Origin of the sequence: Paracoccus acridae (assembly GCF_014642735.1) — a bacterium.
Lineage (GTDB): Bacteria > Pseudomonadota > Alphaproteobacteria > Rhodobacterales > Rhodobacteraceae > Paracoccus > Paracoccus acridae.
This window is the reverse complement of sequence record NZ_BMIV01000003.1, coordinates 200652-220249: the sequence shown is the minus strand read 5'-3', so window position 1 is coordinate 220249 and position 19598 is coordinate 200652. Positions and strand designations below refer to the sequence as shown.

The 19598-nt window shown below is 66.7% G+C and carries 19 protein-coding genes; 9 read left to right on the top strand and 10 right to left on the bottom strand.

What is annotated here, in order from left to right; all coding sequences use genetic code 11:
- Window positions 1-145: 145 nt before the first annotated feature.
- Window positions 146-760, bottom strand: coding sequence for an enoyl-CoA hydratase/isomerase family protein (locus tag IEX25_RS06445; protein ID WP_229665076.1), 615 nt, complete (start codon window positions 758-760; stop codon window positions 146-148).
- Window positions 761-836: 76 nt separating this feature from the next.
- Here IEX25_RS06445 and IEX25_RS06440 point away from each other — a divergent pair, with 76 nt between their 5' ends.
- From IEX25_RS06440 to IEX25_RS06425, 4 genes are all read left to right on the top strand, one after another.
- Window positions 837-2444, top strand: a complete 1608-nt coding sequence (locus IEX25_RS06440) for a DUF2125 domain-containing protein (RefSeq protein WP_188714511.1) — start codon at window positions 837-839, stop codon at window positions 2442-2444.
- Between the two features lie 71 nt (window positions 2445-2515).
- A complete protein-coding gene (locus tag IEX25_RS06435; RefSeq protein WP_188714510.1) occupies window positions 2516-3865 on the top strand; it encodes a TldD/PmbA family protein in 1350 nt (449 codons plus the stop codon).
- On the top strand, window positions 3852-4640 hold the full coding sequence (locus IEX25_RS06430) for an inositol monophosphatase family protein (RefSeq protein WP_103172079.1): 789 nt from the start codon (window positions 3852-3854) through the stop codon (window positions 4638-4640). The genes IEX25_RS06435 and IEX25_RS06430 overlap by 14 nt, the downstream gene beginning before the upstream one ends.
- A gap of 37 nt (window positions 4641-4677) precedes the next feature.
- Window positions 4678-5748 (top strand): endonuclease/exonuclease/phosphatase family protein, encoded by a 1071-nt coding sequence (locus IEX25_RS06425; RefSeq protein WP_188714509.1) that lies wholly within the window; start codon window positions 4678-4680, stop codon window positions 5746-5748.
- Here IEX25_RS06425 and IEX25_RS06420 read toward each other — a convergent pair.
- Window positions 5745-7286 carry an SARP family transcriptional regulator gene (locus IEX25_RS06420; RefSeq protein WP_188714508.1) on the bottom strand — a complete coding sequence of 514 codons (1542 nt, stop codon included), beginning with the start codon at window positions 7284-7286 and terminating at the stop codon, window positions 5745-5747. The genes IEX25_RS06425 and IEX25_RS06420 overlap by 4 nt on opposite strands.
- A 167-nt stretch (window positions 7287-7453) precedes the next feature.
- On the opposite strand from IEX25_RS06420, the gene IEX25_RS06415 reads away from it, so the two are divergent.
- The 4 genes from IEX25_RS06415 to IEX25_RS06400 all read left to right on the top strand — a co-directional run bounded on the left by IEX25_RS06415 (window position 7454) and on the right by IEX25_RS06400 (window position 11060).
- Window positions 7454-8473 carry a phosphatase PAP2 family protein gene (locus IEX25_RS06415; protein ID WP_229665075.1) on the top strand — a complete coding sequence of 340 codons (1020 nt, stop codon included), beginning with the start codon at window positions 7454-7456 and terminating at the stop codon, window positions 8471-8473.
- Entirely contained in the window at window positions 8464-8688 is a 225-nt protein-coding gene (locus tag IEX25_RS06410) for a hypothetical protein (protein ID WP_103172083.1), read from the top strand. The genes IEX25_RS06415 and IEX25_RS06410 overlap by 10 nt, the downstream gene beginning before the upstream one ends.
- Complete coding sequence (locus IEX25_RS06405; protein WP_188714506.1) at window positions 8685-10442, top strand: S8/S53 family peptidase; 1758 nt, start codon at window positions 8685-8687, stop codon at window positions 10440-10442. Before IEX25_RS06410 ends, IEX25_RS06405 begins: the two co-directional genes overlap by 4 nt.
- 153 nt (window positions 10443-10595) lie before the next feature.
- Window positions 10596-11060, top strand: a complete 465-nt coding sequence (locus IEX25_RS06400; RefSeq protein WP_146038611.1) for a hypothetical protein — start codon at window positions 10596-10598, stop codon at window positions 11058-11060.
- A 64-nt stretch (window positions 11061-11124) separates the two neighbouring features.
- Here IEX25_RS06400 and IEX25_RS06395 read toward each other — a convergent pair whose 3' ends face one another.
- The 7 genes from IEX25_RS06395 to IEX25_RS06365 are packed head-to-tail and all read right to left on the bottom strand — an operon-like array spanning window position 11125 to window position 17737.
- On the bottom strand, window positions 11125-11757 hold the full coding sequence (locus IEX25_RS06395) for a PqiC family protein (RefSeq protein WP_103172086.1): 633 nt from the start codon (window positions 11755-11757) through the stop codon (window positions 11125-11127).
- Window position 11758: 1 nt separating this feature from the next.
- Window positions 11759-13801, bottom strand: a complete 2043-nt coding sequence (locus IEX25_RS06390) for a PqiB family protein (RefSeq protein WP_188714505.1) — start codon at window positions 13799-13801, stop codon at window positions 11759-11761.
- A 7-nt stretch (window positions 13802-13808) separates the two neighbouring features.
- Window positions 13809-14471 (bottom strand): paraquat-inducible protein A, encoded by a 663-nt coding sequence (locus IEX25_RS06385; protein WP_229665074.1) that lies wholly within the window; start codon window positions 14469-14471, stop codon window positions 13809-13811.
- Window positions 14468-15148, bottom strand: coding sequence for a paraquat-inducible protein A (locus IEX25_RS06380; RefSeq protein ID WP_103172089.1), 681 nt, complete (start codon window positions 15146-15148; stop codon window positions 14468-14470). The genes IEX25_RS06385 and IEX25_RS06380 overlap by 4 nt, the downstream gene beginning before the upstream one ends.
- A gap of 39 nt (window positions 15149-15187) precedes the next feature.
- Window positions 15188-16969 carry a sensor histidine kinase gene (locus IEX25_RS06375; RefSeq protein WP_188714504.1) on the bottom strand — a complete coding sequence of 594 codons (1782 nt, stop codon included), beginning with the start codon at window positions 16967-16969 and terminating at the stop codon, window positions 15188-15190.
- 9 nt (window positions 16970-16978) lie between these two features.
- Window positions 16979-17545, bottom strand: coding sequence for an RNA polymerase sigma factor (locus IEX25_RS06370; protein WP_103172091.1), 567 nt, complete (start codon window positions 17543-17545; stop codon window positions 16979-16981).
- Between the two features lie 45 nt (window positions 17546-17590).
- Window positions 17591-17737 (bottom strand): NepR family anti-sigma factor, encoded by a 147-nt coding sequence (locus IEX25_RS06365; RefSeq protein WP_103172092.1) that lies wholly within the window; start codon window positions 17735-17737, stop codon window positions 17591-17593.
- 95 nt (window positions 17738-17832) lie between these two features.
- Between IEX25_RS06365 and IEX25_RS06360 the strand changes: the two genes are divergently transcribed.
- A complete protein-coding gene (locus IEX25_RS06360) occupies window positions 17833-18639 on the top strand; it encodes a response regulator (protein WP_103172093.1) in 807 nt (268 codons plus the stop codon).
- Window positions 18640-18669: 30 nt separating this feature from the next.
- On the opposite strand, the gene IEX25_RS06355 is transcribed toward IEX25_RS06360, so the two are convergent.
- Window positions 18670-19560 (bottom strand): YihY/virulence factor BrkB family protein, encoded by an 891-nt coding sequence (locus IEX25_RS06355; RefSeq protein ID WP_229665086.1) that lies wholly within the window; start codon window positions 19558-19560, stop codon window positions 18670-18672.
- Window positions 19561-19598 lie beyond the last annotated feature (38 nt).

Sequence of the window (19598 nt, the reverse complement as noted above, 5' to 3'; positions counted from 1 at the left end):
ATGCGCCGGACGACGACGGGCCGCAAGCCCCGGCCAGCAAAAAGGGACAGGATGGGCGGCTGCAGCGCAGCCTTGGGACAGGCGATGCGGGGGAAACGGGCAGGCCGGAACAATGTTCCGTGGCAAGCCGGCACCCCCCTTTGGGTCAGATCATCGCCTTGATCGCCGCGACATGGCCGGGCGCAGCCCCCAGGGCATCGGCGGCCAGGGCGCGGGCCGCGTCCATCAGGTCGCCGGGTTCCGCGATGCGGTCGATCAGCCCCCAGGCCAGCGCCTCGGGCGCGCCGATCCGCTGTCCGGCCATCAGGATCATCCTGGCCCGCGCGGGCCCGACCAGACCTGCAAGGCGCAGAGGATCGGAGGGCTGGGGCAGAAAGCCAAGCCGCATCACCGGATAGAAGAACCGCGCCTCGGGCACGGCAATACGCAGGTCGCAGGCCAGCGCCATGCCGAAGGCTCCGCCCGCCAGCGTGCCGTTCAACGCGGCGATCGTCAGGCAGGGCAGGGCACCGATGCGTCCCGACAGGCGTTCCCATTCGGGCGATGTCGCAAGCCCGGCCTTCGCCTCGTCCAGGTCGGCGCCTGCGGAAAAGACCTTGCCCGCCCCGGTCAGCACGACGGCGCGGACATCGCCCGCCGCCGCGATCCGGTCGAAAGCCGCCACCAGGTCGGCCAGCATCCCTGCCGTCAGCGAATTGGCCTTGCCCGGCCGGTCGAGGGTGACGATGGCCAGGCCATCCCGGTTCACGAAACGGATCACGCGATTGCTCCCTTGGCGCGGACGGGCCGCTGTGCCACAAATCCCACAAGCTCCGGTTTTCCGAAAGGTCTTTGGCATGTTCCGCTTCACCGCAACCTCCGCCCTTGCGCTGATCCTTGGCGCCGCGCCCGTGCTGGCGGATGTCACCCCCGCCCAGGTCTGGGAAAACCTGCAGGAATACGGCACCGAATACGGATATCAGGTCACCGGCACCGTCGAGGACGCGGGCAACACGCTGACCGTCACCGATGCCGTCTTCTCGATGCCGGGCGAGCGTGACAGCAGCACGGTCACGCTTCCGAAGATGACCTTCCAGGAAACCGGCGACGCGCGGGTCCGCGTGACGATCGAGGGCGACGTGGCGGTGGACAGCCGCTTCATGGCGCCCGTCCCCCAGGAAACGCCCGAAGCCGACCCCGAGGAGGGCGCCGACGCGCCTGCCGATCCCCCGGCCGCCGAGGCCGCGCCCGAGATGGTCGAGATGACCATGACCGGCACGATCAGGCTGCCGGGCAATGAAATGGTCGTGTCCGGCACGCCCGAGGACATGCTGTACGAATTCACCTATCCCACGCTGGAGTTCGATTTCGCCCTGCCGACCGAGCCGGGTCGGGACGTGACGATCCCGGTCACCGGAAGCCTGACCGACCTTGCCGGATCCCAGCGCAATGTGGCGGCGGCGGAAGGCATGGACACGACCTTCGACATGAAGGCCGCCGAAGCCGCGATGCAGATCGAGGCCCGGATGCCCGCCGACGACGCGGGCGTGGGCGGCGGCACCGTGAACTTCCAGGTGGCGCTGACCAACCTGGCCAGCCAGGGCACGGGAAAGACCCCCAGCGGGTCCTTTGACATGGGCACCCAGATGACCCAGGCCCTGGCCGCCGGGCTGGAGCTTGACACGACCCTGATCTATGACACCCTGCAAGGCAGTTTCGACATCGCGGGCAAGGACGAAGACGGGCAGGACCAGTCCGGCAAGGGCAGCTTTTCCACCGGGGCGACCGATATCGCCTTCCAGATGTCGGGACAGGGCCTAGGCTACAAGGCGGCGACCGCCGACGCCAAGGCCGAGATGACGCTTGGTACCCTGCCCTTCCCGATCAGCTATGCGGTCGAAGGCATCGCCGCGGAAATGCTGATCCCGGTGTCGCAAGGCGATGCCGCGCAGCCCTTCAAGTTCGTCTATGCCCTGGAAGGCCTGACCTTCGCGGATGCGATCTGGAACCTGTTCGACCCGACCAGCCAACTGCCCCGCGATCCGGCCAGCCTGACCGTCGATCTGTCGGGCGATGCGGTAGTGTCCCAGGATCTGTTCGATCCCGCCCCCGCAGAGCCCCAGGCCGACACCATGCCAGAGGCTCCGTTCATGCCCAGGACCCTGACCGTCAACCGGGTCGCCCTGGATGCCGTCGGCGCCACGGCGGACATCACCGGCAGCCTGGAGTTCGGCGACAATCCCAACGAGCCGGTGGGCAAGCTGAACGGCAGTTTCGAAGGCGTCAACGGCTTGATGGACAAGCTGGTCGCCATGGGCTTCGTTCCCCAGGAACAGATGATGGGGATGCGCATGATGCTTGCGATGTTCGCCAAGCCAGCCGAGGGCAATCCCGACCAACTGACGTCCGAGATCGAGTTCCGCGAGGGCGGCCAGATCTTCGCCAACGGCCAGCAGGTCAAGTGAACGCAGGCCCCAGGGCCGGGGGCCGGGGCCATGGTCCCGGCCTTTTCCATTCGCAGGACAGGAGGATCGCGATGTCATCCGTGGATTTGCAGTCGCTGGCCGAATCCCTGGTCGATGCGGCGCGGCGGGCGGGCGCCGACCAGGCCGACGCGCTGAGTGCAAGCGGGCAATCCATCAGCATCGACATGCGCGGCGGCGCCCTGGAACATGCCGACCGGGCAGAAGGCGTGGAAATCGGCCTGCGCGTCCTGATCGGCGGACGGCAGGCCAGCGTGTCCGCATCCAGCCACAGCCCCGCCGCCATCGCCGAGATGGCCGAACGCGCCGTCGCCATGGCGCGCGAGGCGCCGGTCGATGACAACCTTGGACTGGCCGATCCCGACCAGCTTGCCCGCCACCGCGACGCCGCCGGATTGCAGATCGCTGACGACCGGCCGGATCCCACGCCCGACCACCTGCAGGACCTGGCCCTGCGCGCCGAGGCAGCGGCACGCGACATGCCGGGGATTTCCCAGGTGGAATCGGCCAATGCCTCCTTCAGCCGTCGATTCCTGTGGCTTGCGGCCTCGAACGGGTTTTCGGGGGGCTATGGCCGCACGACCCATGCGATATCCACCGTCGCCATCACCGGCGAGGGGCTGGGGATGGAACGCGACTATGCCGGCGAATCCCGCGTCTGGGCCGAGGATCTGCCCGCCCCCGAAGACATCGGCCGCCTGGCCGCCGAACGCACGCTGGCCCGCGCGGGGTCCAGAAAGCCGCCCACCGGCGCCTTTCCGATCCTTTACGACCGGCGCGTCGCCTCGTCGCTGATCGGGCACCTGCTGTCGGCGGTGAACGGCAGCGCGGTCGCGCGCGGCGCAAGCTGGCTGCGCAAGGATCTGGGCCAGCCGGTGCTGCCCGAAGGCTTCGACCTGACCGAGGATCCGCTGCGCCCGCGCTATCCCTCGTCCCGGCCCTTCGACGCCGAAGGCTTGCCGACCCGCGCCCGCAAGATCGTGGAGGGCGGCGTCTTGCAAGGTTGGACGCTGGATCTGGCGACCGCCCGCAAGCTGGGGATGGACAGCACGGCATCGGCGGCGCGGGGCCTGTCATCCGCCCCCTCGCCCACGAACAGCAACGTGATCCTGACGCCGGGCACGGCCACGCCCGAAGACCTGATCGCGAAGATGGGGACCGGGCTGATCGTCACGTCCATGCTGGGTGCGTCGATCAACGGCACCACCGGGGATTATTCGCGGGGCGCCGCGGGTTTCTGGGTGGAAGGGGGCCGCATCGCCTATCCGGTCAACGAATGCACCATCGCTGGCAATCTGCGCGACATGCTGATGACCATCGAGGCGGCGGATGACGCCCTTCCCTGGCGGGGGATCGAGGCGGGCAGCATCCTGGTCCGGGGGATGACCGTTGCCGGGGCCTGAGGACGACCTGGCCCTGCTGGCCCAGGCCGCGCGGAAGGTGGGACCGATCGCCCTGTCCTTCTGGAAGGCCGAGCCGAAGGCCTGGGACAAGCCCGGCGATGCCGGTCCCGTGACCGAGGCGGATCTGGCCGTCAACGACACGTTGCGCGACATGCTGACCACGGCGCGCCCCGGCTATGGCTGGCTGTCCGAGGAAAGCGAGGCCGACGCGTCCCGCCTGGATGCGCGGCATTGCTTCATCATCGACCCCATCGACGGCACCCGCGCCTTTATCGCCGGTCAGGCGGGTTTCGCGCATTCGCTGGCGATTGCCGAAGGGGACCGGATCGTGGCGGCCGTGGTCCATCTGCCCGCGATGGACCTGACCTTTACCGCCCATGCCGACGGCCCGGCGCTGCTGAACGGCCGGCCGATCAGCCCCAGCGTGGCGGGAATCCAGGGCGCGCGCGTGCTGACCTACAAATCCGCGACCGAGCCAGAACACTGGAAGGATGGCAAGTCACCGCCCTTCCGCCGCGAATTCCGGCCGTCCCTGGCTTGGCGGCTGTGCCTGGTGGCCGAAGGGCGCTTCGACGCCGCCCTGTCGGTGCGCCATGTCTGGGAATGGGACATCGCCGCGGGCAGCCTGATTGCGGAACGCGCGGGCGCGGTGGCGACCGACCGCCACGGTGCGCCCATGCGATTCAACAGCCCGCGCGCCATGGTGGACGGGATGATCGTGGCCGGTCCGCGCCTGCACGCCCAGATTGCGGCGGGATTGATCCGGGTTCCGTGATAGGATCGGGCATCGCTTCGCTTTCCCAGGCATCCCGATGGCCCGCAAAGACGTCAGCATCGCCAATTTCAACCTGCTGAACCTCAACCTGCCCGGCCAGCCGATCTATGACGACGCGGGCTGGACCCAGGCCCAATACGACGCCAAGATCGCATTCACCGAACGCATCCTGGACGACATCGACGCCGACATCATCGGCTTCCAGGAATGCTGGCACGCCGATGCCTTAGCCGAGATTTTCGACCGCTCCGCGCTGCGCGGCCGCTATGACCTGGTGGCCCGCACCACCGATCCGCCAAGCATCCAGGTCGCCTTGGCCGTCCGCAAGGGGATGCTGCAAGGCCCGACCGAATGGATCGCGGACCTGCCGGACGACGCCCGTTTCATCGACCTGGAGGAGGCCCGCGACGCCGAGGAATCGGTCAGCGTCACCATCCGCAGGTTTTCGCGCCCGCTGCTGCGCGTGCCGGTGAACAAGGCGAACGGGACGCCCGACATCACCGTCTTTGTCGCCCACCTGAAATCCAAGGGGCCGACCGCGCTGCAGGGCGACGACGACAACCCGGTGCTGCGCCGCCACAAGTTCATCGCGCAGACTGTGGTGTCCCATGTCCGCCGCATGGTCGAGGCCGGGGCCTTCCGGGCCATCCTGAACGACACGATGCGCCGCAACGACAAGCCCGTGGTGGTCCTGGGCGATCTGAACGACGCCACCACCTCGGTTTCGACCGAATTGCTGACGGGGAACCCCGGCTATCGCTTCTTTGCCAAAAGCACGGCGGGCAGCAAGTCGGATGCCGGGCTGTACACGGTGGAAAAGCTGCAACAGCTTCGGTCCTTCCGGCACGTCTATTACACCTACATCTTCCAGAACCAGATGGAGTCGCTGGACCACATCATGGTGTCGGATTCCTTTTATGACCATTCGTCGATCCGGTCCTGGTCGTTTCGGGAAATGCGCGTGCTGAACGACCACCTGACCGCGACCGAAAGCCAGCGGAAGCGGCTGGGATACAACGACCACGGCATCATCGTCGCCCTCTTCGACTGGAACCCGATGGTCGAGGAAGCGGAACGGATCCTGGCCGAGGAAGGACCGGCGACCTAGATCAGGCCCGAGCGCGTAACCCCCAGCAGCCTGCCCTGCCGGAGCGTTGCGACCGGATAGCTGTCGCTGCGCATCGCCTCCAGCGTAAAGCCCGGCTCGACCCGGCGCAGGGCCTGCAGGGCCGACAGGGCGCCCTCCTCGTCCCGGCGGTGATAGCGCAACGCGGCCAGAAACCGCAGCGAGGGGCGGTTTTCCGGCGCGAATTGCTGAACCGCGTCGAACCGCTGTTCGGCTTCCTCATAGCGGCCAAGCCGGGTCAGGGCGATGCCCATGCGCAACTGCCATGTGGCGGGGTTCAGGACTGGCAACGCCTCGGCCAGACCGGCTTGGGCCTCACTATGCGCCTCTTCGTGGCGGCCCACGTCGGTCAGGGCCTGGGAATAGGCATATCGCGCAAGCGGATTTCTTGCGTCCATCTGCACGGCCTGCTGCGCCAGCCAGAAGCTGACCTGCCCGTGGTTCAGATATCCCTCGACCACCGATCCGACGGCCAAGGCGGTGGCGCTGTAGGGGTCGGCTTCGCGCGCCTTGATGGCAAGTTCCTGTGCCTCGCGGATGCTGCCTTGAGGATCGGGAACCAGGCGTTCGAAGACCTGCGTGGTGCGCACCCAGGCCCGTAGCGCCATGGTCAGGGATGCGTTGACCCCGTCATTCATGCCCGCCAGCGCCTGTTCGGCGCGGTCCAGCCGGGCCTGGTTGAAGCTGAAGACATCGGCGAAGGACACCCCAAGCGCCGCGTCTATGGTGCGCACGGCTTCCAGCACGCGCATGACGCCCACGCAGATCTGGGCGGTGCAATCGCCCATGGCCGCCGTCAGGTCGCCCGCGTCCAGGACGAACTTGTGCGACCAGAACAGCCGGCTGCTGGGACGATGGGTGAGCTTGACCAGAAGATGAACCCCGTGGCCCGCACGGTTCGCAACCGCAGACAGGACAATGGCCGATTGCCCCGGGTCGGCGCGGTCGGGCATCGCGACCACGGGCACCAGGTCGCAGACCCGGCCTGCGGCCTCGCCCAGAATCATCGCCGCGATAACACCGGCTTCGGTATCACCCGACACCGGTTCCGCTGTCAGCAGGACCGGCAGCACAGAGGGTTCCGGGGCCGAGGGTGTCACGGCCTGTTCCGCGTGCATGCGCGCATCACGCAGCCAGTCCTCGAATTCTGGGTCGGGAATGTCCAGGTCCGACGCGAATTCCGGCATCTGCCCATCGGGGCCGGGCCGGGCGGTCATGTCCAGCCGGATGACGCCGCCGTCCAGACCCACCCAGCCCGGCCCGCTGAGCAGGGCGTCACGCGCATCGCCCAGGCTGATGCGGATTTCCCGCAGCACCTGGCGCAAGCTGGCATTGGCGTTCTCGGGCTCTCGGGTGCTGAACAGCAGATCCTGCAGGCGCGCGCGCAGGATCCGCATGGATGTCGCGCTTCCCATCACCGCCAGCGCCCCACGCGCCCGCATCCCGCGCGGAGTCAGGCGCAGGTTTCCCGGCCCGATCAGTTCGACCGGTCCCATCAGGCGAAGCGTCAGCGGCAGCATGGGAACAAAATCTATGGGCGAAATGCAATGTCGTGTTACGCTTTCCCTTGCGGCAAAGATACAGTGTTTTCGATTCACCTGGTCAATGAGGTCTGACGATGTCCTTGCAGCACGGCCAGCACGGTCAACATGGACAGCACGGTCAACATGGACAGGAGGCCGGCAGCTTGTCGGGCGACGCGGGGCTGCTGTCCGCAGCCCTGTTGCGGACTCGCGATGCCATCGTCGGCACTGAAATCATCACCCCCTCGCCGGAACAGCCGAGCAACCTAGACCTTGCCGCCCGCTTGCCCCGCTTGGCGCGGGAATACCGCAACGCCGTCCTGATGTCCGAACTGCTGGAGGATCTGGCCTTCGAGACCGAAGACGATGCCCCGCCCGGCAAGACGGCGCGCGCCATGACCGTGTCGCGGCGCAAGACGGGGGCGACGCTGGAATATCTGCCCCTGGTCCGGATCGCCCGCCCCGATGTCGCGGATTTCAGCCAGGCCGCCCCGCTGGTGGCGGCCTATGCCGAATTGCGCGGCGACCGGTTGGCGGAAATCACCGTCCAGCAGCAATACCTGATCCCCTTTTTGGCCAGCATCCTGCCCATCGACCCCGTCCGCAACCTTGCCCTGGCCGAGATGCTGGAGGTCGGGCTGGATCTGGTCACGCCCGTGGTGATGCGCGTCAAGCTGGCGCTTGGCTGTCCCCGGCCGAACCAGTTCAGCAACCGCATCCAGCCGATCATCCCCGAACCGGCCCATCCGGCCCTGCCCAGCGGTCATGCGACCCAGATCTTCACGCTGGCAACGATGCTGGCCTTGCTGGAAAATCCGGCCGCAGGGGTAAAGGCCGACAGCCAGATCTATCGCTTGGCCTGCCGGATCGCCATCAACCGGACGGTTGCAGGCGTGCATTTCCCGGCGGACAGCGCGGCCGGGGCGGTGCTGGGCATCCAGTTGGGGCGTTACCTGATGGCGCGAGGCCTGAAGACGAATGTGGGATCGGCGGAATTCGACGGTCGCCAGTTCCGCGAGGCCGCGGGTCCGCGCGACTTCCACTATGCCATCCTGGACCGGATGGTGACGGGGCAGGATTCCGCGACGGACTTCAAGAACGATGCGACCGCACCGCGTCCGGCGCCGCTGTGGCGATCGCTGTGCCAGCGCGCGCAACAGGAATGGACCAACCGATGGAGCTGAAGGAGGATCCGCCCCCCGCCCGATGGTCCGAACCCCGCGCGGCGCATGACAGGTTCCGCCCCGGCCTGTCGCCCTATCTGCATTACTACTATGACCTGCGGGCCGAACGGGGCGACGCGCCGCCCCGCGAACCCCATGGGCCGGACGACGGCGCCGACCTGCCGGGCCAGCTTGAACGGGCATTGCGCGATCTGGTCAGGCGGACCTTCGAATGATGGCCCTGGCATTCGCCATCCTGTCGTCCTTCCAGGATTTCCTGGACGATCCGGCGGGCATCCTGTCCGACGATTCCCGCAACCCCGATCCGCGAGAGGGGGAAGATGACAGGGATCTGGACGATCCGTCGCTTGCCTATCTGTCGGACGGCGCCCTGCCCGATCCCCGCACCGGCTGCATCATCGGGGTGATCGACGACGCCATCCCCTTCGTCCACCAGCGGTTCACCCTGCCGGGCAACCTGTCGCGCACGGCCTCGGTCTGGCTGCAGGATGCCCGATTCCGCCCGCAACCGGGGGACGACCTGCCGACCGGGGCGGAATGGCGGGGGGCGGAACTGTCGGACCTGCTGGCCCGCGCCGCATCAGGCGCCATCGCGGGCGAGGAGACGATCTATCGCATGACCGGCGCGGTCGATCTGACCCGGCCCGCCACACCGTCCGGCGCGTTCGAGTCGGGGCATGGCGCGGCGGTGGCGCCCCTGGCTGCGGGCTTCGATCCGGCCGATCCCCAGGCCCGGAACCATCCGCTGATCGCGGTCTGCCTGCCGCCCCGGATCACGGCGGATTCCATGGGCGTCCTGGCGCCGGTGCCGATCCTGGCGGGGATCCTGTTCATCATCAACCGCGCCCGGCGGTTGTGCCGCTTCATCGAACGGCGGCGAAACCTGGCGCCGGGATCGGTCCGCCTGCCGGTCGTCATCAACATCAGCCTGGGCCTGACCGCCGGTCCGCGCGACGGATCCACCCCGCTGGAACGCTTCATGGATGCGGTGTCGGATTTTTCCGCCCCGGATCTGGGGCCGATCCATTTCGTGCTGCCTGTCGGCAACCATCGCCAGGACCGTCTGCGCGCCCGGCTGAAACCGGGCCAGCACATCGCCTGGCGCCTGCCGGCCGACGACGGCACCATCAACGCCATCGAAATCTGGGGGCCGCCCCATGCCCATTTTCCGCGCGGCGATCTGCGGATCACCCTGACCGTGCCGGGACTGGCCCCCGCCACCACCGCATTCACCCTGCCCTGGCAATATTCGATCCTGTCCGGCCCCGACGGGCGGCCCCTGGCGCGAGCCTATTACACCCCGCATCAGACGCGCGACGGGCAGTGGCGCGACGGCATCACCGTGATCGCGGTCCCCACCTGCCCCGAACGCCTGGGCGAGGCTTTCGCCCCACCGGGCGAATGGCGGGTGCGGATCGCGGATGCCTCGCCCGAAGGGGTCTATGACCTGGCGGCGCAGCGCGACGAGGTGATCCGCGGATTCCGCCGGGGTGCCCGGCAAAGCTGGTTCCACGACCCGGCCTATCGCAGCCATGAACCGTCGGGCTTCCCGATCCTGACCGACGCGCAGAACGGCGGCGATCCGTCGGTGATCCGCACGGATACGGTCAACGCCTATGCCACGGGCGAACGTCCGCTGCGGGGCGGGGCGATCTATCGACGCGAAGGGACCACCGCGGGTTATGCCGCGCTTCTGGACGACGGCCAGCCGGGCGACTGCCTGGTCCCCGTCGATCGGGCGATCAACAGCCCCGGCATGATCCTGCGCGGGCGCGACAGCGGCAGTTTCGAACTGTCCTCGGGCACGTCGATGTCTGCCCCGCAACTGGCCCGATGGCTGGCCGGGCAACTGTCGGACGGTCAGCGGCCGGGCAGCCGTGCGGCGATCCGCCAACTGGCCGAAAACCAGTCCGCGCGCCCTGCCCCAACGCCCATGCTGGATTTTCCCACGCCATTTCCGGAATTCTAGACGTTCCAAGCATATTTCACGCTTTCCGGGCGATTTTCCCCTGATCGATTCACGCCCGTTTCACGCCCCCCATGGATAGTGATTCCATTGATACCGTTCATCGGTCGCACGGGGTGACGCCTCGCTTGGCAGCAGCAGGAGGGAAAAACGGACATGCCGGGTGACACAATTCCGAATTTCAACAATGTCATCGCCGCGCTTCAGCTTTTGGGCAATGGACCGGGGGGTGTGCAGAATATGCCGGCCCAGTCGCCCGAAACCCTGTTGGCGGAGATGCAGGGACGGTCAGGGTTCGGTGCTCCTCTCGCTGAACCAGACCGTCCCACCTGGGCCGCGTTTCGCCGGCTCGAGCAGGAAAACCAGCTTCTTGTCGATCATGTCGAGATGCTGGCCTGCGCCCTGGGTGCCTGTCCAAATTGCTGGGGCAGCATCGAGGATTGCGAGGATTGCGGAGGCGTCGGTCGTCCCGGTGCCTTCGCCCCCGATCGAGGATGTTTCGATCACTTCGTCCTGCCGGTCATCGTCCGCGTCATGGGACGGGCGAACCTGCACGACGACCCAGCCACCCGTCCCGGCGATTACCGGGATCGGGACAACCCGCGAAGTTCCTCTGTTTGACGGTTCCCTGTTTCCCTCGCGGGTGGTTTGGCGGATGGTTTTTGGTCCATCCGCCAAATTTGGCTCAGAACAGCGGATCCAGCGCAAAGGGATCGGCGGGCGCGGTGGTGGCGATGGTGCGCCCCGGACCCGACAGCGTGGCGATCTGCCGGGCCAGGATCGCGATGGCCGACGATGCCGCCGCGGCCGAGGCCCCCGGTCCGGTGCCGCCCAGGGGCACGGCGATGTCGAAACTGCGGGCGTGGTTCGCAGCCCCGCTGCCTTCATCCGCGACGAAGTAACGGCCCGACAGGCGATAAACGCCATTGGCCTGCGCCAAGGCTCGTTCCACCCGCACCTCCAGCACGCGCTGCGGGGGTTCGGCCAGGGGCCAGGGTTCCCCGATCACGGTCGCGCCCGATGCGTCCGAAATCGCCCGCGCCAGCGACAGGGTAAAGGCGCGCTGCGGATTGTCGGCCCACAGGTTGTCGGGGCTTGACCGCACCGCGCCGTCTTCGGTCTGGAAGGCGACCTCTTGCCCGGATGCGTATTCCGGCAGGGACACATCCTTCAGTTCCGCGCTGCCCAGCCGGTTGGGGACCTGTTCGCCGGTCGCCGGCGGGTCGATGATGAAACGCGCGGTCTTTTCCGGGTCGGAACAGGCCGACAGCCCCAGAAGGCCAAGGCAGGCAAGGGTCACGGGCAGGCGCAGGGTCATGTCATCGTCCCAGAATGAAGGCGCGGGGGTTGCGTTCGATCAGGCGGGCCAGCGACCCGAAGGCCTCGGTCGCGCGGCGCAGTTCGCGCAGCATGTTGACGGCCTCGGTGTTGAAGGCCGACCGTTCGCCATAGGAAGCCAGCACCGAATCCGCCCGCGCCGCCGTCGCCTCCAACCGCTGGATCAATTGCGGCAACCGCTGGACCGAGGTGGCGATCTCGTCCGCCGCCGTGCTGGCGCTGTCGAGCGCGTTGTTCAGGCTGCCCGCCGCGTCGCCGTCGCGCAGGTCGTTGAGCAGGCCCGACGCGGCCTCGAGCGTGTTGGACAGGTTGCGCGGCAGTTGTTCGGCATCCTCGCTGCCCAGCATGGCGCGCAGGTCGGCCAGGATCCCTTCGGCCTGGGCGCTGATCTCGGCAAACTCGAACTCCTCGACCGCGGTGGCGGCGGCATCGATCTGGTCCACCATGTCCGGCACGTCGGCGGCCGCAAGCTTGACGGCCTCGGCGGCGGCGGCGGCTTCATCGACCAGGCGGGCGATGTTCTCGGCCGTGCCGCTGTCGCGCAGGTCGCGGGCCATGCCGCCGATGTCGGTGGCCGCGCTGCGGGTCTGGTCCAGGGTCTCGCGCAGGCTTTCGGGAATGGCGCGGGTATCTTCCGAACTGGCAATGGCGGTGATGCTGTTCATCATGTCGGTCGCCGACCTTAGCACATCTTCCAGCGGCAGGTTGCCGATGCGGGACAGGAAGCTCTGTGCATTGGCGCTGAAGTCGTCCAGATCGCCGGGCACGGACGGGATGATGGGATTGGGCTGGGCGTCTGTGTTGATGCTGGCCGGTTCGGCGCCGGGAATTTCGACCAGTTCGACCATCAGCGACGTGCCCAGGAACCCGGCACTGGCCACGCGTGCGCGAAGGCCCTGGGACACGGCCTGCTCCAGGAAGGCAAGCGCGTTCTCGGGCGTGGCGTCCTGGGGCAATCCCAGCCGCGCCGGGGAAATCGCCATTGTCACCACCTGGCGGATTTCCCCGCGCGGTTCATCCTGCGTCACCGCCAGATCCGTGACCTGGCCCACGCGCAGGCCCTGGAACTGCACATCCGCCCCCTTGGCCAGTCCTTGCAGCGAATCGTCGATCAGCATGGCAAGGCGCAGCGGCTCGCCGCTGTCGCTGGCCAGGATGTCGTTCCGGGCCGTATCCTCGTCCGGTTGCAGGGCATAGACATGGCCTGCTTCCACGGGCCGTCCGCCGCTGATCAGGGTGTCGAAGGCCACCCCCCCCTGCAGGACCGAGGACAGCGAATTCACGTTGAAGGACACCCCCGACGCGCCCAGCGACAGCGAAAAGCCCGAGGTATCCCAGAACACGGTCGAGGTCGTCAGCCGCTTGTCGTGCGGCGCCTCGATGAAGGCGTCGGCGATGACCTGGTCTTCCGTTCCGGCAAGGCGGATATTCTCCATCCGGCCGACCTGGACGCCGCGATACAGGACCGGCGCGCCTTCGCTGATGCCGTCGGCATTCTCCATGGCCAGCGTGACCATCGTGCCGGGCGTGTCCTCGCGGATCAGGGGCGCGCGGTCCTGGCCTGTGAAGCGGGTTTGTTCGCCGCTGACATTGGCGTCCCAATAGCCTTCGATGAAGGCGCCGGTCAGAACCGTGTCCAGGCGCGTCACCCCCTGGGCCGTCACCTGCGGACGGACGATCCAGAAGGATGCCTCGGAATCGATGAAGGGCGCCACGTCCTTGTCCACGCGGATCTTCACCACCACGCGCGCCAGATCCGGGGTGAAGCTGACGGATTCGACCTGTCCCACGGTGATCTCGCGGAAGCGCAGGGCGGTTTCGCCGGGCGTCACGCCGGTCGCATCGGCAAACTCGACCTCGATCACCGCGCCGCGGGTGGAATAGGCGTTCCAGGCGATCCCCAGCGTCACGATCAGGGCGACGATGGGCACAAGCCAGATGACGTTGATCCCGGCCTGGGCGGCGCGCGCGGCAGTCTTGCGCACCGGGCTTGCCGGTCTGACGGGCGGCGGCGTATCGGTCATGTCGGTGTCAGTCCTGCCCCTCGGTGCCTGTCCGGCTTCGCAACGGCAAGCCGCGCCAGATCAGTCTTGGATCAAAGCTTTGCGCGGAAAGCATGGTGAAGGCAACAGACAGCGCAAAGGACACCGCGGCGGGGCCGGGATGGATCGAGGCCACGAAGCCCAGCTGCACAAGCGCCGACAGGATCGCCACCACGAAGACGTCGATCATCGACCAGCGGCCGATGAATTCGACCACCTCATAGATCTTCAGCCGGGTATGGGCCTGTTCCACCGTCGCGGGGCGACCGGCGACCCTGGCCAGCCAGGCGATCGCCAGGAACTTGGCCATCGGCACGATCACCGAGGCGACAAAGACGATGATGGCGATGTCGTAATTGCCGTAATGCATCAGTTCGACCACGCCTTCCAGGATCGTGGCCTCGGAACTGCCCTGCAGGCCGGCAAAGGTCTGGGTGCGCATCATCGGAAACAGGTTGGCCGGGACATACATGATCAGCCCGGCCGCCCACCAGGCCCAGACCTTCTGCAGGCCGCGCCGGTCGGGCGGCACCAGATCAGCGCCGCAGCGGTCGCAGGTTTCCTGGCCTTCGGGCCAGACGCGCCCGCAGGACCGACAGCCCAGCAGGCCTGCACGATGCGCGGTCAGGATCGGGGCGCTGTCCGGGGTCACGAAACGCGGCCCTGGACCATCTCGCGGCCGTCGGTATGCAGGCCCGCATCCTCGATGGCGTCCCAGATGGTCGTCTGGCACATGAACCCGCGCGAGGCGAGGTTGACCAGGATCAGCGCGCAAAAGGCCCAGAAGGCGGGACCAAGATGGACGGTCGCAAGCCCCGCCACCTTGACCAGGGCGACCGCCGTGCCGATCACGAAGATCTCGGCCATGGACCAGGGGCGCAGCAGTTCGGACCAGCGAAAGGCCCGCGCCGCGTGGCGATAAGGCGCGCGGCCCTGCGCCAGGGGCGTCAGCGTATAGACCAGCAGAAAGGCCCGCAGCACCGGCAAGCCCACGATCATCATCATCACCGCCAGCACCAGGGGCAGCAGCACCCCATCCGCGAATGCCATCCCCACCCCGAAAAGCGAGGTGGCGTTGCCGAACCCCATGCGCGAGATTTCCAGGAACGGAAAGAAGATCGCCCCCATCATCAGGACGACCGTGGTGAAGGACAGGGCGATCAATTGCGTGAAGGCCCCGCCGCGCGGCTTGGCCAGCACACCGCCGCAGCGGATGCAGGTGGCCGTTTCGCCGGGATCCAGCTCTTCCTCGACATGCAGGGCATCGCAGCGGGGACAGGCCATCAATCCCCTGCCGGTGGTCAGATCGAAGCTGTCCTGCGCATCCATGCCTGACAAGATAGTATTCCGCCCTTCCCGTGCAAGCGTTCAGTGCTGCGCCCCGGCCCGCGCGGCCGAGGTCAGCACCACGTTGCGCCCCTCGGGCGTGACATTGCCGGTCTGGACATCGAATTCCAGCCGCAGGACAAAGCTGCCGTCCTGCATCCCCGACGTCACCTGGCCTTCCAGCTGGGTCGTGAAGGCCTCGATCAGCTGGCTGCCCAGGCCGGTGCTGCCAGACTTGTCGGTCTCATTGACGGAATTGGCGATCTCCAGCACGCCCAGCCCCGGTCGGGGCGTCGTCAGGCTGATCCTGACCCAGGGCGTCCCCCCATCCGGTGCCGCGCCTGCGTATTTCAGGGCGTTGGTAAAGGCCTCGGTCGCCAGCAGCGACAGGGGCACCGCCTGGTCGGGCAGCAGGACAAGCGTCTCGATATGGGTTTCCACATGCAGGGTGCTGCCCGGCCCGACCGAGGCGTTGACCATCTGGTTGACGATATCGCAGATCAGCCGCCCCGCCTCGACCGCGTCAAGATGTTCGGCCTGATACAGGTTGCGATAGATCGTCGCCAGCGCGGCCACCCGGTCCTGGACCGAACGCAGCACCCGCTTGGCGTCGGGGTCGTCGATCACCCGGCTTTGCATGTTGATGATGGACGCGATCAGTTGCAGGTTGTTCTTGACCCGGTGATGGACCTCTTTCAGCAGGACGGTCTTTTCGGCGACCGCTTCCTCCATCTGTTCCTCGTCCCGGATCAGGATGCGGGCCATGTTGTGGAAGGTCTGGCTGACATCGCAGATTTCGGTTGGCGCATCGGTCAGGACGGGGGGCGGTTCGCTGCGGTTGCCGATCGCGAAACGGCGCATCTGGCCGCGCAGCACGGTGATATGGCGCAGCACCATGCGGAAGACCGCGAAATAGGCCACGGCCAGCGACACCAGCCACAAGGCCATGGGGATCGTCACCGCGCCCAGCCGGGACAACTGGAACATCCCGACATTGGCCGTCTTGGGCGACCAGCTGCCCAGGGCATAGACAAGGCCGGGAACGGCGGGAACCACGGTGAACATGCGCATCTGCCCGTTTCCGGCACGCGCCTTGAAATTGGTTTCCGTCCGCGACAGCAGGCTGAGCAGATCGACGTTCTGGGGCAGGATGTCCTGGGTCGAGGTCTGCGCATCGGTATCCGATGTCAGGATCTGCCCGCGATGGTTGAAGGTCACGATGCGTGCGCCTTCGGTCCCGAAGGTGATGTTATGGGTGGATCGCAGCAATTCGGTGGTCAGCGACAGGCTGATATAGCCCAGCATCTGGCTGTCGCGATACAGGGGCTGCAGGACCAGAACCAGGGGCCGGTTGTTGACGACCCCGCTTTGGACGGATGTCACCAGGGTGCCTGGTTCTTCCTTGAAAATCTGGTATCCCGCGGAGGAGGTGAAATCCACCGGCTCGTCCTGCCAGGCGGAATTGCATGTGCTTTGCCCGTCCAGCGGCACGAAGCCCGCAAAGACATAGGTCGCGCTGCGCTGTATGAAGTTGCGCATCAGATCGGCGCAGACCTGGGGGCGGTCCAGCGATTCCAGCACCGCCGGGCCAAGCGCATCGGCCGAACCCAGCGCGCTTTGCAGCAACGCCCGTTCCCCCGCTGCGGCCGAGGATGTGCGGCCCAGAAGCGCCAATTCGACCCCGCGCTCGGCCTCTCGGACCAGGTTGAAGTTCTGGATCAGCGAGATCAGGCCCAGCGGAAGGATCGCCACCGACAGAAGGGCGCCCAGCCGGAAGCCCAGCTTGCGCGTGAAATCCAGCCGGTCGCTGATCCGCCGGAGCACCGGCCCACCCTAGCGGGCGATGGTGTGGCTGGACGCCATCACGGCCAGTGTCGCCTGATCGGTCATGTCCAGATCCTCACCGCTTTCCATATGCAGCAGTTCCGCCAGCTTGCGCCGCCCGCGATTGGCCCGCGACTTGACGGTGCCGATGGCGACGCCCGTCATGTCTGCCGCTTCCTCATAGGAAAAGCCCGACGCGCCCACCAGGATCAGCGCTTCGCGCTGTTCGTCGGGCAGTTGCTGGAAGGCCAGCCGGAAATCCTTCAACGCCAGCCGCCCGTCGTGGTCGGGCCGGGTGGCCTGGCGCGCGGCGTGGATGCCGTCGGTGTCGCTGACCTCGCGCTTGGTCTTGCGGCGGGCCGAATAGAAGGTGTTGCGCAGGATGGTGAACAGCCATGCCCGCAGGTTGGTGCCGGCCTGGAACTTGTCCATGTTGGTCCAAGCCTTGACGATCGTGTCCTGGACCAGGTCGTCGGCGGCAGCCCCTTCGCGCGTCAAGGACAGGGCAAAGGCGCGCAGGGCAGGCAAGTGGTCAACCAGTTGGTCGCGCGGGTCGCCCGCAGCCGGAGTTTTCATTCTGTCACCGTCCACCGTCGCGTATCGTCGCGTTTTGCAAGGAACTCACTTCTGCTCGCGCAGTTGTTCAAGAAGGGCAAGAAAGCGGTCGGGAACCTGCTCTGTTGCATCCTGCTCAAACGCGCGACGAAGATTTTCGTCGATCTGTTTTTCGACTGCCGCCTTGCGACGATCATCTCGCTTCGATGTCATTACTTTGTTAGTCCCGGAAATCTTGTGCGCACGGTATCCAACCTGTAGGGGTTAGGATAGGTTCCGCGCAATATCCGAATTCGAGGATTTGAAATATGTCGTCTGCCGATCTTGCCCAGTCCATCGGGCGCGAGCTGCCCTATCTGCGGCGCTATGCGCGTGCACTGACCGGAAGCCAGCGTGCCGGTGACAATTATGCCGCAGCCACGCTGGAAGCCATTCTGTCCGACCGTTCCGTTCTGGATGGGGAAGACGATATCCGCATCGGGCTGTTCCGCACCTTCCATGCGATCTGGCAAAGTTCGGGCCAGCCCATCGACGAGGGCGAGCGCACCGCACGCGAATCGCGTGCGCAGGACCATCTGCGCGGCCTGACCGCCAATTCGCGCGAAGCGCTGCTGCTGCGCACGATCGAGGAACTGCGCCCGGACCAGATCGCCCGCGTCATGCAGATCGACCAGGCCGAGGCCGAGGAACTGGTCCAGATCGCCCTGTCCGAGATGAGCGCGTCGCTGCGCGGCAAGGTCATGGTGATCGAGGACGAGATGATCATCGCCATGGACCTGAAGGGCATCGTCCAGGCCATGGGCCATGACGTGACGGGCGTGGCCCGCACCCACACGGCGGCCATCGAACTGGCGGGCCAGAACCGCCCCGACCTGATCCTGGCCGATATCCAGCTGGCCGACGGATCGTCCGGCATCGACGCCGTGAACGAACTGCTGCGCGATCTGGGCGATATTCCGGTGATCTTCATCACCGCCTTCCCCGAACGCCTGCTGACCGGCGAACGGCCCGAACCCGCCTTCCTGATTTCCAAGCCCTATACCGAGGAACAGGTCCGGTCCGCCGTCAGCCAGGCGATGTTCTTCTCATCCACCGAAGGATTGGACGCGGCCTGAGCCGGCGTCCACGCAACTTGGGGCGGCGGGTCATTCCGCCGCCTTTTTCACATCCGCCAGCAGGGAGGCGCGGGCCTCGCGCGCGGCGCGGACGCGGCGGCGGCGGGCGATCTCGACATTGATCAGGGCGCCCAGCAGGACGGAAAATCCCGCCAGATAGAACCACATCAGCAGCGCCACCACCGTGCCGATGGATCCGTAGATGCGGTTATAGCTGTTGAAGCTGCTGAGATAGGCCGAGAAGGCCACCGATGCCGCCGCCCACAGAAAGGCCGCGAAAACCGCACCCCAAGTAAAGATCGGGGTGCGCGGCGTCTTCACGTTCGGGCCATAGCGGTACAGGATCCCGATTCCCAGGATCACCAGCATGAACATCGCCCCCCAGGGCAGGCCCGCGACCAGCCAGCCGCGAACCTGTTCGAAGACCTGGAAATTCAGAAGGATCGGCACCAGCACGATGGTGGCAAGCCCCGCCAGGGAAATCCCCACAATCGCCAGCGTCAGCGCATAGGCCAGCATGAAGCTGAAGACGGTCGAATGGGACCGCACGCCATAGGCGGCGTTGAGGCCCCCCACGACGGCCTCGACCCCCGCGCGGGCGGCAATGGTGGCCACCAGGAAGGACACAAAGGATGCCCAGCCCACGGATGTCTTGCCGGCCGCGGTCAGCGACAGGATCTGGGCGTCGATCAGATCCGCCGCGCCTTCGGGCAGGAATTCATGCGCCACGTCCAGATAGGTGTTGATGACGGCCGGATCGAACCACAGGCTCCACAGGGCGATGATGGCGGCAAGGCCCGGAAAGACCGCGAACATGGCATAGAAGGCCACGCCCGCCGCGATCAGGCCCATGTGGATCTTGTCCATGCGTTCCAGGACCGCCGCCATGAAGGCCCAGATCTCGCGCAGCATGGTCAGCATCGGCACCTTCGTCCCTCTGGTCCGCCCCGGATCATGGC

What these genes read in the sequence shown, in the direction of transcription:
- IEX25_RS06365 (WP_103172092.1), bottom strand. Translation starts at nt 17,737, where the DNA reads ATGACATCGAAGCGAGATGATCGTCGCAAGGCGGCAGTCGAAAAACAG.
- IEX25_RS06395 (WP_103172086.1), bottom strand. Translation starts at nt 11,757, where the DNA reads ATGACCCTGCGCCTGCCCGTGACCCTTGCCTGCCTTGGCCTTCTGGGG.
- IEX25_RS06420 (WP_188714508.1), bottom strand. Translation starts at nt 7,286, where the DNA reads ATGCTGCCGCTGACGCTTCGCCTGATGGGACCGGTCGAACTGATCGGG.
- IEX25_RS06440 (WP_188714511.1), top strand. Translation starts at nt 837, where the DNA reads ATGTTCCGCTTCACCGCAACCTCCGCCCTTGCGCTGATCCTTGGCGCC.
- IEX25_RS06425 (WP_188714509.1), top strand. Translation starts at nt 4,678, where the DNA reads ATGGCCCGCAAAGACGTCAGCATCGCCAATTTCAACCTGCTGAACCTC.
- IEX25_RS06390 (WP_188714505.1), bottom strand. Translation starts at nt 13,801, where the DNA reads ATGACCGATACGCCGCCGCCCGTCAGACCGGCAAGCCCGGTGCGCAAG.
- IEX25_RS06355 (WP_229665086.1), bottom strand. Translation starts at nt 19,560, where the DNA reads ATGCTGACCATGCTGCGCGAGATCTGGGCCTTCATGGCGGCGGTCCTG.
- IEX25_RS06400 (WP_146038611.1), top strand. Translation starts at nt 10,596, where the DNA reads ATGCCGGGTGACACAATTCCGAATTTCAACAATGTCATCGCCGCGCTT.
- IEX25_RS06360 (WP_103172093.1), top strand. Translation starts at nt 17,833, where the DNA reads ATGTCGTCTGCCGATCTTGCCCAGTCCATCGGGCGCGAGCTGCCCTAT.
- IEX25_RS06405 (WP_188714506.1), top strand. Translation starts at nt 8,685, where the DNA reads ATGATGGCCCTGGCATTCGCCATCCTGTCGTCCTTCCAGGATTTCCTG.
- IEX25_RS06435 (WP_188714510.1), top strand. Translation starts at nt 2,516, where the DNA reads ATGTCATCCGTGGATTTGCAGTCGCTGGCCGAATCCCTGGTCGATGCG.
- IEX25_RS06410 (WP_103172083.1), top strand. Translation starts at nt 8,464, where the DNA reads ATGGAGCTGAAGGAGGATCCGCCCCCCGCCCGATGGTCCGAACCCCGC.
- IEX25_RS06380 (WP_103172089.1), bottom strand. Translation starts at nt 15,148, where the DNA reads ATGGATGCGCAGGACAGCTTCGATCTGACCACCGGCAGGGGATTGATG.
- IEX25_RS06370 (WP_103172091.1), bottom strand. Translation starts at nt 17,545, where the DNA reads ATGAAAACTCCGGCTGCGGGCGACCCGCGCGACCAACTGGTTGACCAC.